General features: G+C 37.2%; 13 protein-coding genes and 1 riboswitch. Of the genes, 1 reads left to right on the forward strand and 12 read right to left on the reverse strand.

From position 1 onward, the window contains the following. Positions 1–88: 88 nt before the first annotated feature. The 7 genes from BK577_RS05810 to BK577_RS05840 all read right to left on the reverse strand — a co-directional run bounded on the left by BK577_RS05810 (position 89) and on the right by BK577_RS05840 (position 7229). Positions 89–649 (reverse strand): ECF transporter S component, encoded by a 561-nt coding sequence (locus BK577_RS05810; protein WP_078432061.1) that lies wholly within the window; start codon positions 647–649, stop codon positions 89–91. Between the two features lie 175 nt (positions 650–824). Further along, positions 825–956, reverse strand: a riboswitch (FMN riboswitch). 178 nt (positions 957–1134) lie between these two features. Continuing rightward, positions 1135–1389, reverse strand: coding sequence for a hypothetical protein (locus BK577_RS05815; RefSeq protein ID WP_078432062.1), 255 nt, complete (start codon positions 1387–1389; stop codon positions 1135–1137). 72 nt (positions 1390–1461) lie between these two features. Continuing rightward, positions 1462–2373 carry an NAD(P)/FAD-dependent oxidoreductase gene (locus tag BK577_RS05820; RefSeq protein ID WP_078432063.1) on the reverse strand — a complete coding sequence of 304 codons (912 nt, stop codon included), beginning with the start codon at positions 2371–2373 and terminating at the stop codon, positions 1462–1464. Positions 2374–2744: 371 nt separating this feature from the next. Next, positions 2745–3650, reverse strand: a complete 906-nt coding sequence (locus tag BK577_RS05825) for an SDR family oxidoreductase (protein WP_078432064.1) — start codon at positions 3648–3650, stop codon at positions 2745–2747. A 91-nt stretch (positions 3651–3741) separates the two neighbouring features. Then, the gene (locus tag BK577_RS05830) at positions 3742–5040 is read right to left on the reverse strand and encodes a DPP IV N-terminal domain-containing protein (protein WP_078432065.1); all 1299 of its coding nucleotides are present in this window, start codon (positions 5038–5040) and stop codon (positions 3742–3744) included. A gap of 162 nt (positions 5041–5202) precedes the next feature. Then, entirely contained in the window at positions 5203–5952 is a 750-nt protein-coding gene (gene nfsA, locus BK577_RS05835) for an oxygen-insensitive NADPH nitroreductase (RefSeq protein WP_078432066.1), read from the reverse strand. Between the two features lie 68 nt (positions 5953–6020). Further along, the gene (locus BK577_RS05840; RefSeq protein ID WP_078432067.1) at positions 6021–7229 is read right to left on the reverse strand and encodes an MFS transporter; all 1209 of its coding nucleotides are present in this window, start codon (positions 7227–7229) and stop codon (positions 6021–6023) included. A gap of 377 nt (positions 7230–7606) precedes the next feature. On the opposite strand from BK577_RS05840, the gene BK577_RS05845 reads away from it, so the two are divergent. Continuing rightward, entirely contained in the window at positions 7607–7885 is a 279-nt protein-coding gene (locus BK577_RS05845) for a spore morphogenesis/germination protein YwcE (RefSeq protein WP_051475795.1), read from the forward strand. A gap of 276 nt (positions 7886–8161) precedes the next feature. On the opposite strand, the gene qoxD is transcribed toward BK577_RS05845, so the two are convergent. From qoxD to BK577_RS05870, 5 genes are all read right to left on the reverse strand, one after another. After that, positions 8162–8446 carry a cytochrome aa3 quinol oxidase subunit IV gene (gene qoxD, locus BK577_RS05850; RefSeq protein ID WP_078432068.1) on the reverse strand — a complete coding sequence of 95 codons (285 nt, stop codon included), beginning with the start codon at positions 8444–8446 and terminating at the stop codon, positions 8162–8164. A 2-nt stretch (positions 8447–8448) separates the two neighbouring features. Next, positions 8449–9045, reverse strand: coding sequence for a cytochrome aa3 quinol oxidase subunit III (qoxC, locus tag BK577_RS05855; RefSeq protein WP_078432069.1), 597 nt, complete (start codon positions 9043–9045; stop codon positions 8449–8451). 2 nt (positions 9046–9047) lie between these two features. Next, entirely contained in the window at positions 9048–10991 is a 1944-nt protein-coding gene (gene qoxB / locus BK577_RS05860) for a cytochrome aa3 quinol oxidase subunit I (protein ID WP_078432070.1), read from the reverse strand. 105 nt (positions 10992–11096) lie between these two features. Beyond that, on the reverse strand, positions 11097–12041 hold the full coding sequence (gene qoxA / locus BK577_RS05865) for a cytochrome aa3 quinol oxidase subunit II (protein WP_078432071.1): 945 nt from the start codon (positions 12039–12041) through the stop codon (positions 11097–11099). Between the two features lie 327 nt (positions 12042–12368). Continuing rightward, complete coding sequence (locus tag BK577_RS05870) at positions 12369–13349, reverse strand: nuclease-related domain-containing protein (RefSeq protein WP_078432072.1); 981 nt, start codon at positions 13347–13349, stop codon at positions 12369–12371. Positions 13350–14167 lie beyond the last annotated feature (818 nt).

The following is a 14167-nucleotide window of genomic DNA, read 5'->3' on the forward strand; positions in this document are numbered from 1 at the left end:
GGCTTCAAAATTTACCTAGTTTCCCCTGATGATAGCTTTTTCGGCAAAAAAATAGCCCCAGTAAATCACTGGGGATGTCATCGTTCTTTTATGCAACTTTCGTCATCCAACTTTTAATTCGAACAAATACCAATACAAACATAGTTGACATCAGCACACCTTTTATTACATTAAACGGTAATATTGCAGGTATAACTAAATTGCGCATATCTGGTGCCTGCAGGAAGTAGGTATATGCTGGAAGGATAAATAAATAGTTTAATATACTCATAATTATTGCCATTGAAAGTGTTCCAACCGCCAGAGCAATCATCATTCCTTTTCTTGTTTCCATTCTTTTATATACAAAATAAGTAGGTAAAATAAAGACAATTCCTGCTAAGAAGTTTGCAATGTGACCAACAGGCACTCCGGTTGGGCTCCCCATCATTAAGAAATTAATGATATTTTTAATTAATACGACTAAGACACCTGCCAATGGACCAAACATAATGGTTGCAATTAGCGCAGGAATGTCACTAAAATCAATGAATAAAAAGGTAGGAAATAACGGCAACGGAAAAACTAACAGCATTAATAAATACGATATACTGCTAAGCATTGCAACTGAAGCCATTGTTCTTACACTAAATCTTTCTGTTCTAATCATTTGTCTTTCTCCTCCATGGATCCATCGCGTTTGGAAGAGGTGTTCGCAAAGTAAGATACCTTATGCGGCCAAACATATATACCACATAAAAAACTCCCTCACAAATGTATGAGGGAGTTTATGAAGGCATCTTAAATAAACGTTCATCTAGTTAATTTTTGAACGTTAGCTGAACCTCCATCTTCTCCCATCCAGACTATACTGTCGGCTTTGGAATCGCACCAAATCCTGCCTAAAAGGCTCGCGGGCTTAAAGAAAGTTTCTTAATACCGCCGATCGGGAATTTCACCCTGCCCCGAAGATAGATCGTTATTTTGTTTATGTCTTCATTATACAGAAAACTTCATATTTTAAAAGATATTTGCATTTTATTCCTAAATATTTACTTGGTGAAAATTTCTCCTTTTTTCTTATCCGATCATCCATAAAAATATTATGCTTTCTAATAGAATAAAATAAAGGCGTGTGTCGCAACGACTCTTCTCTCAATCATTTAGATCTATTTGAATGGTCCCTTTTTGATGCATAATCGTCATCTTTGTTCCAGGTGTCATGATATTTTCTAAAATATCCTTAGCCGCTTGCAAGGCAAATTCAACTCTTTCCAGCTTCTCTGTCACTTCTTCAGATTGGGTGATTGGGTATTCTGAAAGCTTTTCTGTGTAGTCAAAAGACTTTTGATGATATTCAGCCAGTTTCTCATACACTTCATCGTACAATTCCTCAATTTCCTTTTTCAAATCCAACCTCTCCCTTATTGATTCCTATTCTCTCTATGATACAAAACATCACGAGGAAGGAAAACAGAGATTTCACTTATTATTTTTCAATAGTCGTTTATGAATCCATATCGCTGCCTGACATCCATCTGCCATCGCGATCGTCACTTGCTCTGAGTGGGCAATAAGATCTCCTGCTGCCCATACATTTGTTATATTTGTTTCCTTTGTTCGAGGATTTACAAGGACATGTTTGTTTTCAAGTCTCTCCACACCTAATTGTTTTGCAAGCTCCGAATGAACAGCATTTCCGCCAAATCCGATAAATCCTTTTTCTCCATGAACGGTTTGTCCATTTTTTAATGTCACACCTTTAAAGTCTGATTCATTCTCAGTGATAATCCCAGCAATCTCTTCATTGATAACAGCTATGTTTTTTTGCTTAAGCTCTTTTAATAATGACGGCTCTATTTCTCCATCATGATTAATGAACGTAATCTTGTCTGTCCAATAGGTAAGAGTCAGCGCCAAATTTGCACCTGTTTTCCCTGACCCTAACAGGAGAACACGCTGATTCCTTACCTCATAGCCATCACAATCCGGACAAACATAGATGGAAACACCTAAACACGGGTTTATGTTTTTAATCTCGGGTATTCGATCTTTTATTCCTGTGGATAACAAAAGTGTTGTGGATTCATAGGTTTTACCTGATTTCGTTTTGACCGTTATTCTTTCTTGATCTTTTTTGGCTTCGATAACATAATCTTTTTTAAATTCAATTCCATACTGTGATGCTTGTTTCTTCCCCAATTCTCTAAGGGTTTCACCACTTACGCCATCCGGCCACCCCAAAATATTATGATAGCCTCTGCATAAGTTTGACCTTCCATCTTCAGAATCAATTACTACTACCTTATGCATATATCTCCCTAATTGAATAGCCGCCTGCAAACCAGCAATTCCTGCCCCAACGATCACACATTCATATGTATTCTTTGACATCATGACACGTCCTTTGAAGTAGATACTACTTATCGTGCGTCAAAGTAAAATTGTTCATTCAAATATAAAAGGACCTTTTTATAATCGGTCCCCTCAAATACTTCAAATTTTATTTTTCAATTGTGGATAACTACGCTTTCATTTGCGAATTGTTGATATTTCTTGAGGTATTTACCTTTTATAACGTAAAAATTTAGATATTAACAGCTTATTATCCAGTTAACAACAACTTATCCACAAAAGTTATCAACATATCCACAATTTCTATCCACATTTTGTGTGGGTACATTCGTTCGCCACAATATATATAGGACTATTATCTCCTATAAACAAGTTATTCACAGGGCGTTTTGTCGTAACTAAAGTTCTCCTTACGAAGTACGAAATTGACCTCCATTTACGTGTAATACCTGACCTGTAACATAGCGTGAATCATCTGATGCAAGATACACATATGCAGGTGCAAGCTCAAAAGGTTGCCCCGGTCTTTTCATTTCCGAATCAGAACCAAAGGTTGATACATTTTTCGCTGAAAAACTCGCCGGAATTAACGGAGTCCAGATCGGACCAGGTGCTACACCGTTCACCCTTATTCCTTTATCCACAAGTGACAAGGATAAAGATCTTGTAAATGTTGTGATCGCTCCTTTTGTTGCAGAATAATCAATTAAAGTTTTATTTCCTTCATACGCTGTTACGGATGTTGTATTAATGATGGAGCTCCCCTTTTGTAAATAAGGCAAGCTTGCTTTTACCATGTAAAAAAAGGCAAAAATATTCGTTTTAAACGTTCTTTCCAGTTGCTCGGCCGAAATATCCAAAATACTTTTCTGCACAAATTGTACAGCATGATTATTTACCACAATGTCCAAGCGGCCAAAGGTTTCAATGGCCAATTTTACAACTTCATAAGACGTTTGCTCCCGGGACAGATCTCCTGAAAATAATAAGCATTTTCCACCCAACTCCTCAATTCTGTGCTTCGTTGTCCTGGCATCTTGATGCTCATTATAATAAGGAATCACAATTGCAGCTCCCTCTTTCGCAAATGCATAGGCAACTGCTCTTCCGATGCCACTATCTCCTCCGGTTATAATCGCCACCTTATTCTTTAACTTTCCACTTCCCTTATACCCTTCCCATTCTGATATCGGCGGAGGATTCATTTCATATTCAAAACCAGGTTGGCGATTTTGATGTTGCGGAGGAAATACAATCGGCTGCATCTTTGTTTGTTGTTTTTGACCATAATACGGATAAACAGGATATGGATACATGAACGGCCCTCCCTCATTCAATTACTTCGCTTAACTCTATTCACAAATAGCTTGTAAAAATAACAAAAATCCTAAAGAAATGATTATTTCCTTAGGATTTTCCAGTAAATCTTTTTATAATAAATGAAACCATTATAAGAAAGAGCGAACAAACAAACATCGTAATAGCCACAATACTCAAGCCTATTCCATACCATGGATTTGTCAAAAATCCAACAACAAAGCTGCCAACAAACGTAAGTACAGAAAGAGCAAGACTAATCAATGAAGGCAAATAAACTCTCCCCGATCTTCTCTTGGCAACCAGGATCAGTCCGACAAAAAAGAGAACATAGTACACGGCAATAGCTTGTTCACTTAACAAAAAATCTATTGTCTTAGGAATAATATACGTTTCACTTGAGACAGGAAGTTCAAGATCAATTAACTCCGGCTTTACATCACCCTCGAGAGAGACTGACATTAATTGAAAATATTCAGGTTCCTCAGGCCAATTTTCATACTGCAGAAATGCAATATGATCTGTCTTATGCAAAAAGACCGGTGATTGTACATTCGCTTGTAAATCTGTTAACTGCTTCACTTTATTACTTTCCACATTTTTTATGAACAACTCATAATGAAACAAGCTACTATTCTTTGATTGCTCAGTTACTGCTGTATAAGCGAGTAAACTTCCATCTTCGGAAAACACAGAAGAATACATATCACCACTGACTTGTGCAACAGGTGTTTCAGTTTTTTTCTCTAAAGAATAGGCAACAGGCTGTTCATTACTTTCAAATAAACCATAATACAAGGTTTCTCCATCAGTCGAGATGGACAGATTATTCATTGAAAAATGGTCTTTATCTGTCAGTTGTTCAATTTGACCACTTTCACGATCTACTTGATAAAGATCATACCCTTCCTTTGTTTCACCTTCTAATTTTCCTACCTCAGAGGCTAGCATTGCAGTAAAGTATATTGTCTCATTGTCAGAGGCGAAGACAGCATCTGTTACGTGAAGACCATCCAGCGTCAATCTATTTGCGTCACTTCCATCATGATTCATGACTGTAATTGTTTGAATTCCTTGATCATCCTCTGATAAAAACAACAGTTCTTCTCCATCATGTGAAAATTTTGGTGAATGGGATCTTCCTTCTATTTTCTCACTTAATCTAGTAACATTAGATCCATCCAGATTTGACATATAAATGGCTTCATGTCCATCTAAAAAGTAAGAAAAAGCTAATTGTGAATCATCTGGGGCTATATCAAATTCCTGTCCCAAGCCTGTATAAAAACGATATGGGTCTCTGTCCTGTAGAGTTTGGTACAGGATTGAACCGAACATGAGAAGCAGACTTACCACTGTGAAGATTATGAGTATTCGCTGTTTTTTCACCAGTTCTCAACTCCTTCCTATTTTACGGGACGATCTCACTTGTACACAAAGTAAAAATCCACTTTTATCCAATTATACTATATTTACTAGTAACGGGACTTTTTAAAAGTGAAATTTATAAATGAAAAAGCCAGATGCAAAAAGCACCTGACTATAATGAATTTACCGCTTATTAAATCCTTTTTTCTCCACAAATTCTTTCATATACATTCTAGTCGGTCTAGATAATAAGCGTGCCATTTGACCAGTCCATGTGTCTTTTCTTTCTCCATTTGTACGCTGTTCATAATACGCAGAAATTTGTTGATCATATTCTTTTAGTTGACTTAAATAGCTTGCCTGATCTTGCTGATACTCATCTTCATGGTACACATGTTCAAACGGAAGTCTTTGCTTTTGATCCGGCTCCTGTGCCGGGTATCCCACTGCAATACCGAAAAGCGGCAAAACATGTGAAGGCGTTTTTAATAAACTCGACACTTCAGATAGTTGGTTTCTTAAACCTCCAATATAAACCGCTCCAAGCTCCATTGATTCAGCAGCTAGCACAGCATTTTGCGCAGCAAGAGCCGCATCAATTACAGCAACCATAAACTTTTCAGTACTCTCGAGGATTTCACTTGCATCCTGATGATATTGATCAGCAATTAACTGATGTCTATGTAAATCTGCACAAAAGACAAAGAAATGGCCATTTTCCGCTACATAGTTTTGCCCTCCGGCTAACTCTGCTAATTTCCGCTTTTTCTCTTTATCTTTCACACCAATTATAGAATATGCCTGAATATAGCTTGAAGTTGATGCAGCTTGGGCACTTTGAACAATCAGTTTAATCTGTTCATCTGATAATATTTTATCCTCAAATTTGCGGATGGAACGATGATTTAAAATCGTTTTAATCACATCATTCATTGTTGCCGCCTCCTTTTTTCTATTATAAAAAGGATAACTCTTTTTTCGTTCATTACATACTGTTTTGCTTATACTAATTCTTTTTGCTTCGTTTCTTCGCCAAGCAGCAGGACAGCTAATGCCCCAATAATAATTGATATGGAAAAAATGAGGAAGATAGTGTTGATAGAGTAATCAGCCGCAACAAAATAGCCGACAACTAACGGTCCCAAAATACCTCCAACTCTACCAAATGATGCAGCTAATCCTGCGCCGGTACCGCGCACCTCTGTTGGATAGTGCTCAGGTGTGTAGGCATAAAGCGCACCCCACGCCCCAAGGTTAAAGAATGATAAAAAGATACCTGATGTGAGTAATAATGGTAGAGTATCAGCATTTCCGAAGAAATAGGCACTAAGAGCTGTCCCTATCAGAAACGAAATGAGAACAAACTTTCTTCCTGCACGTTCAATTAGATAGGCCGCAAGAAAATAACCCGGCAGCTGTGCAAGCGTCATAATAAGCACATACTGAAAACTTTTAATTAAGCTAAACCCTTTTAACACCATCACACTTGGTAACCAAAGAAACATACCGTAATAAGAAAAAACAACACAAAACCATAGAATCCAAAGCATGGTTGTTTGCTTAACATAAGGCTTCGCCCACACTTTCGCTATTTTTGTGAACGAGGATTCTTTTTGTTTTATCATTCCAACCGCTTGAAATCTTGGAGAGTCCGGGAGTTTCATTCTTAAATATAATGCATAGAATGCTGGTAAAGCACTTAATAATAGTGCAGCTTGCCAACCGTAAGTTGGAATAACAAAATAAGAGATAAGTGCAGCAATTAACCAGCCGCCAGCCCAAAAGCTTTCTAATAAGACAACAACCTTTCCTCTCTCATTGGCTGGAACACTTTCAGACACTAATGTAGAAGCAACCGGAAGTTCTCCTCCTAAGCCAGCACCGATAAAAAATCGTAAAGTAAGAAATAGTGCATATGATGTGACAAATGCAGACAGTCCACTTCCCACCGAGAAAAGTAATAAGGTAACAATAAATACTTGCTTACGACCAACTTTGTCAGCCATTAATCCAAACACTAAAGCCCCTACAGCCATTCCGATCGAATTCATACTCCCTATCCAACCCATTTGAGAGGAAGTTAAATTCCATTCCACTTGTAGAGCAGCAATGATGAACGAAAGGATTCCAACATCCATGGCATCAAACATCCATCCTAACCCCGCTATGCTCAGAAGCTTTCGTCTTGAAATTTCTTGAGTTGTGTTCATGTAATCCACCTTTCATTAAGGTCTTTTCCAAGTCAAATTCATGTTTCATCTTTTTCACTCAGGGAAACGTATAAGTAGATATACAAAAAGTGCATGAAATGGTAAAGGAAACACGACAAGGATCTTAGGAAAACCCGAATTTTACAAACTAACAAAGCATATACTATTTTACTCTCCAACTTCACTTATACGCTATACAAATTCTTGTCGTCAATTCATATTGCTTAACATGCCAAATTCTTTTTTACTCCATGCACTTTTCTCTTTATTTCTTGTTGGCAAGTGTGTTATATTAAATGTAACAAAAAGTTCACAAAGTATTCTTTTTTTAGACACAGACTTGTAAACGCAATCAATGTTAAAGGAGCGTGTCAAATATGGATGTATTTTTCGCTTATTTATTAATAGGAACAGCCACACCATTGTTTTTATGGAAAGAAAATAAAAAGCTAGCTATCTTACAAGTGCCACTTATTATTTTAATGTGGACAACATTAGTTCTCTATATGTACTCTGATTTCGGAACAGGCCACCTGGTATTTGGGGCAATGTTCATCTTTAATATCGTTGCAGCCCACTTAACTGTCCTTTATGTCCTTTGGAAATCTGAACTACCGGAATTTTTACAAAGCAGATCTGAAGATTATTTGCATTAAGAACTAAAGCGCAAGCGCCTTGATCAGCCTCAGGCAAATAAGCCAAATTAGAATTGAAGGCAAAGAACCCTTCTATTCTAAATTGGCTTATGACCCTAGAGGGGCTAGGCGCTGGTAGTCAAAACACGCGACGTCCTTTCGCACTGACTGCACTTGCACATCCTGTGCTTCGGAGCTGGATGTCGTGCGCTTATCCAAATTTCAAGAATTTTATCGTTTCTTAAAGTATAAGAAAAGGGTATGACTCTAGTTGCGAGTCATACCCTTTTTTACTTTTTAGCCCATATCCCAAACCATTGCTAGAAGTGTACCAAAAATAGTTACTAATGCAATGATTACTCCGTAGTAGATGTTTGTATAAATTGCCGCTTTGTCTTCAGTTTCTCCTGCGTGCATGAAGACAACAAGCTGAAGACCAGCTTGTATGAATGCTGTAACAAGAAGTACAGTCATTCCTACTTGAAACGACATATCAAAGAAGTAAACACCAAGTGCAATGACCGTTAGGACTAATGAAAAAACAAATCCCATAACTTGTTTAAGAGGAAATAATTCGCTCATGTTTACATCATTCCTTTCAGATAGATGAAGCTGAAGATAAAGATCCAGACTACATCTAGGAAATGCCAATACAGTGAAAAGATAAACGATTTATTCGCTGTTTCCGGAGTTAAGCCACGCTTTTTCACTTGCATGACGATAAATAATCCCCAGAAAAACCCGAGTGTTACGTGGGCACCGTGCGTTCCTAATGTTGTCAATAAGATTGACGTAAAGGCACTTGCTCCGATACCTGCTCCTTCATGAGCATAATGGATAAATTCATAGACCTCAATGCCTAAGAATCCTAATCCAAGAATAAGTGTAAGAATAAAGAAATTGATCATCGCCTTTTCTCTGCCAAGACGCATGGCATGAATACCAAGACCAATTGTAAAACTACTTGTTAAAAGTAAGAATGTTTCAAAGATAACAGGCGTGATAACGAAGATTTCAGCTCCATCAGGGCCTGAACCTGTACGGTTATATAATGTAAAATAGGTTGCGAAAAGTGTTGCGAAAAGCATGATTTCCGCACCAAGGAAAATCCAAAACCCAAAAATCTTTAATCGATTTTCTTCTGTACTATATTCTAGTGGAAGCGAGTTATCAATTTTCAAGTTTAAGCACCTCGCAATTCTGATTCAGTTTCTTCTACTTCTTTAGCAGTAATATATCGACCATGATCTTTTTCAAACGAACGAAGAGTCATAAAGACGAAAATTCCAATCGTTGTAATAATTGCCGGAATCCATAGACTAAAGATCAGCGAGAAGCCCCACGCAAAGAAGAAACAACTCATAATGAAAGGCATTCCACTGTTATTAGGCATATGAATTTTTTCAATTTTACCTTTAAATAGTTCATGACCATGTTTCTTCGCATCCCAGAATGCTTCACTAGTTTTTACTTCAGGTACAATCGCGAAGTTATATTCTGGAACCGGAGTGTGTGTAGCCCACTCAAGTGTACGCGCATCCCATGGATCTGAACCGATGTTTCTAGGTGCATAACGAATACTGTAGTAGATGTTATATACAATTAAGGCAAATCCGATCATCATAATTGCAGCTCCGACAAATGAAACCATATTTAATGGACCGAATCCAGTTGATTCTGAATATGTGAAGCTACGACGAACTTGACCATCTAAACCAGTAATATACATTGGGATAAATGCTAGCACGAATCCGATAGAAAGTAACCATGCTGTCCATTTCCCAATTTTTTCGTTCAACATAAAGCCGAACATTTTTGGCCAGTAATATGTTAATCCAGCAAGCATAGCATAAACTACACCCGGAATAATAACATTGTGGAAGTGAGCAACTAAGAACATTGTATTATGGTATTGGTAGTCAGCTGCAGACATCGCAAGCATAACCCCTGTTACCCCACCCAATGTGAAAAGCGGGATGAAAAGCATTGAATAAAGCATTGGCGTTGTCATGCGAATCTTACCTTTTCGCAGCGTGAACAGCCAGTTAAAGATCTTAACACCTGTCGGTACAGCAATCGCCATTGTTGTAATAGAGAAAATACTGTTTGTAAACGCACCTTGACCCATTGTAAAGAAGTGATGCGCCCATACTAAGAAAGAAAGAAGTGAAATTAACACCATAGACCAAACCATTGACTTATAGCCGTATAAGTTACGTCCTGAGAATGTTGAAATAATCTCACTGTAAAGACCAAATGCAGGTAAAATCAAGATATATACTTCAGGATGTCCCCAAACCCAGAAAAGGTTCGCCCAAAGCATATCCATACCACCGTTGCCTAATGTAAAGAAGTGAGTACCAAATAGGCGGTCCATTGTTCCCATCGCCAACGCTACTGTTAAAACAGGGAAAGCGAAAACGATGATTAAGTTTGCAATAAGTGCTGACCATGTGAACATTGGCATCTTCATTAAAGTCATACCAGGTGCTCTCATTTTCATTATTGTCGTTATAAAGTTAATACCCGTCAGCAGGGTACCGATACCGGCGATCTGTATCGCAATCATATAATAATTCGTTCCAACAGATTTACTGAATTCCTCACTAGCCAGTGGGAAATACGAAGTCCAACCTGCGTCAGGTGATCCACCTACAACGAATGAAATGTTAAATAACATAGCTCCCATAAAGAACAACCAGAAGCTTAATGCATTTAGACGTGGAAATGCAACATCACGCGCTCCAATTTGCAGCGGAACAACCAAGTTCATGAAGAACATGATAAATGGCATTGCCATAAAGAGAATCATCACAACCCCGTGAGTTGTAAAAATCTCATTATAATGCTGTGAATCTAGTAATGTATTATCAGGAACGGCAAGCTGTGCACGCAACATTATTGCGTCAACGCCACCGCGGAATAACATAACTAATGCAGAAATTAAATACATAATACCGATACGCTTATGGTCAACAGTCGTTAACCATTCACGCCATAAATAACCCCATTTTTTAAAGTATGTTAATCCAGCAAGGATGGCAATTGTTGTTAATCCAATCGCAACCATTGATGCATAGATCGCAAAACTAGGATGAGGCACGGCAAAACGATCAAAGAAATCCATACGTTTGTGACTCCTTTCGGAAGTAAATTATTTTGGAAGAAGAAAACTGTGATTGAACCCGGTTTTCTTCGTAAAGGTAGTAAGACTTGGCGAAAGCCAAGTTTTCTAATGATTCATGTGTTCATGCTCTGATTGAGTCATGTCCTCATGTTCTGAATGATCCTCATGTGATTCTTCTGTTTCTGTTTCTTCATCTGAAGCTTCTTCTTCCTCATCCCCACCATGATGATGTTCATTTGGAGGTGAGAATTCTAAATGAGTTCCAGTATATGTTAATTGCCCAAGATGTCCCGGCTCTAACAACTCTGTAAATTCTTGTTTTGTAAGAGGGTCAGCTGTTTCTTTTACCTCGTCAACCCAATCATCAAAGTCTTCCTGAGACATAGCTGTTACATTAAATGTATTTTCAGCAAATCCTTCACCACTAAAGTTTGAGTTACGTCCCATATACTCGCCTGGTGCATCTGCAGCAAGATGAAGTGTTGTAACGTGATCATTCATCGCATATTTTTGTCCACCAAGCTGTGGAATCCAGAAACTTGTAATCGGTCCATGTGAATATAACTTAAATTCAAGCGGACGATCAGTTGGGATATATAAGTAGTTAACTGTTTCAATGTTTTCCTCAGGATAGCTAAAATGCCATTTCCAGTTAGAAGATGATGCATAAACAACTAAAGGCTCTTTATCTCCGTAACCTTCAGGCTTTGCCTCTACAATATAGTTACTTTGAACAGATACAAAAGAAAGGTAAGCAACGATTAAAATTGGTACACCAACGCAAATCGTTTCAACCCATATATTCCCGTGAATATGAGGTGGCTCATAATCTGCAGGTTGCTTAGAAGCACGATATTTCACTAGCATGTAAATTAAAAGTCCAAATACAGCAAGAACAATAAATAGCATGATACCCATAGTTAATAGAATGTCACTTGCTAGTCTTTCAGCCTGAGGCCCCTTTGGATCCAAAACCAATAATGGCTCACATCCAGTTAAAACAGCAGCAATTGTTAACATCATTGCAAACAAAGACCATTTTAATTTCATAAAAGTACTCCTTTCTTTATCGCATAGACTCAACAGGATCTATACTTTAGTTAGTTTGACTAACATGTAAGTTTAAATTGTTTTGAACTGCTTTTGTGAAAAATTGAACATAGTGAAACTCACACTTACGAATGTCACAATGTTCTTTACCCACATCATAGCAGAGGACTAACCTGAAATTTACTTCTTTTAGGATTTGTCATGCAACGTTCAACGGTTGATCACGATTTTGTAATACTTTCTTCATAAAACGTTCACTTTTTTGGAAAAGATATTGCTTACATGGGTGGGTAGAAGATATAGAGGTAAAATTGGGATTGTGTGAAATTAACAATTTTGGAATTCTTTAAATGTTAATTCGTAGGTTTTACCTTTTGTTATACCTGAAGATGGCAATTTCATCGATTTTAGTATTCTTGAGACTAGAAAAGGTGAAGAGATCATTAAAAATTCTCTTGCGTGTTTGTTGGATATCTGTGATCCATATAAAAGATAATAATCTTTCAACGCTTGAACATGTGCATCTTTTTCACTTATTTTACATTGTTCACAATACCATGCTCCATTAACTCTTATCATAGGAAGATGGCTACACCCTGAACAAACTACTCCTTTACCTACTTCTGTCGAATTTATTTCATACTGATCAAGCACTGAAGTATCTAAAGGTGCATGTTCTTTTAGAAGCAATCTAGTTATTTTCTTTATATCTTTTGATGATAACATGTCTTTTGGATAGTTTCTTTCTATTTGATTGATTCGAGTGCTTAGATAATAGCGGTTTGCAACAATTTGATTGATGTTTTGATGTTTTGGAGACGTTTGGATAATGGCATTGGGGTGGCTGACAACAACTAGCGGCACAATAGGAATCGCTGGAATTTGCTTATTAGTTAACCATTGCTTCAGTTGAAGCATTTGCCTCTTAATTTGAGTGATTGGATCAGGAAAGACTGCTTCCTCTCCGTTATGAGTTCTTATTAGTTGGTGAAACTCTTGATCGAAGAAAAGTGTACCAGTAATATTTTTCACTTCTATTATTAAAATGAATTTTTGAGAAATAACAAGTGTATCTATCTGAAAATAATGATCGGATATATTTAACCTCAAATCATGAAAGATAAAGTACTCTTTTTCATCCAAGAAACTCAGAGGGTAGTTTAATGACAATTCACCTTGGTAACCTGCACTTCTTTTTGCTAAATTTTCTTTTATTAGGAGGTACTTTGGATGTGTAGTTGGAATTCTTCTTAATAATGCTTCTAATTTCAGTTTTATTAGAGGTACTTTTCGTTTTTTAACAATCATTGTACTATTCCACCTTTGTAAGTGACATGCTTTGTACCATTATAAGTAGGTTCACAGATTTTTGGTAACTTTTAAAACTGGATATTAGTTGTGTCTTCGTGGGGTGGAGCCTGATTTTGTTGAGTTTAATTACAGATTTTCCACTTTTATAAAGGTAATTTATTATTTTAGTAGGAAACTTTTGAATTGGATCTAAAAAGTGGGGCTATCTTGCTTTTGACTAGTCTCTTTAGTCTGCAACTGTACTTAATTTTGCAGGTTTGCCTCGTTTTTTTGCAGCTTTGTCTGTTTTTTTGCAAGCCCGCTGCTCTTTTTTGCAGCGTACGAGATTATTCTTGCAAATTCCCTGTTTTTTTTGCAGACAGCAAATATGCGCTTATTTCAATGATGATTAACCTATTAAAATGGCTCCTATATTTAAGATAGACCTCAATTTGTCACTTTCAAGCTACGCGGTGCACTCTATTTTGCAGGTTCACCTTGTTTTTATGCAACTTTGTCTGTTTTTTTTGCAAGCCCACTGCTCTTTTTTGCAGCGTACGAGATTATTCTTGCAAATTTCCTGTTTTTTTTGCAGACAGCAAATATGCGCTTATTTCAATGATGATTAACCTATTAAAATGGCTCCTATATTTAAGATAGACCTCAATTTGTCACTTTCAAGCTACGCGGTGCACTCTATTTTGCAGGTTCACCTCGTTTTTTTGCAACTTTGTCTGTTTTTTTGCAAGCCCACTGCTCTTTTTTGCAGCGTACGAGATTATTCTTGCAAATTTCCTGTTTTTTTTTGCAGACAGCAAATATGCGCTTATTTCAAT

It is taken from the genome of Metabacillus halosaccharovorans (assembly GCF_002019635.1).
GTDB classification, from domain to species: Bacteria; Bacillota; Bacilli; order Bacillales; family Bacillaceae; genus Metabacillus; species Metabacillus halosaccharovorans.

Excerpts from the sequence above, each read along its gene's own strand:
- BK577_RS05810 (WP_078432061.1), bottom strand. The coding sequence starts at position 649 with ATGATTAGAACAGAAAGATTTAGTGTAAGAACAATGGCTTCAGTTGCA.
- BK577_RS05820 (WP_078432063.1), bottom strand. The coding sequence starts at position 2,373 with ATGTCAAAGAATACATATGAATGTGTGATCGTTGGGGCAGGAATTGCT.
- BK577_RS05825 (WP_078432064.1), bottom strand. The coding sequence starts at position 3,650 with ATGTATCCATATCCTGTTTATCCGTATTATGGTCAAAAACAACAAACA.
- nfsA (WP_078432066.1), bottom strand. The coding sequence starts at position 5,952 with ATGAATGATGTGATTAAAACGATTTTAAATCATCGTTCCATCCGCAAA.
- BK577_RS05840 (WP_078432067.1), bottom strand. The coding sequence starts at position 7,229 with ATGAACACAACTCAAGAAATTTCAAGACGAAAGCTTCTGAGCATAGCG.
- BK577_RS05845 (WP_051475795.1), top strand. The coding sequence starts at position 7,607 with ATGGATGTATTTTTCGCTTATTTATTAATAGGAACAGCCACACCATTG.
- qoxD (WP_078432068.1), bottom strand. The coding sequence starts at position 8,446 with ATGAGCGAATTATTTCCTCTTAAACAAGTTATGGGATTTGTTTTTTCA.
- qoxB (WP_078432070.1), bottom strand. The coding sequence starts at position 10,991 with ATGGATTTCTTTGATCGTTTTGCCGTGCCTCATCCTAGTTTTGCGATC.
- qoxA (WP_078432071.1), bottom strand. The coding sequence starts at position 12,041 with ATGAAATTAAAATGGTCTTTGTTTGCAATGATGTTAACAATTGCTGCT.
- BK577_RS05870 (WP_078432072.1), bottom strand. The coding sequence starts at position 13,349 with ATGATTGTTAAAAAACGAAAAGTACCTCTAATAAAACTGAAATTAGAA.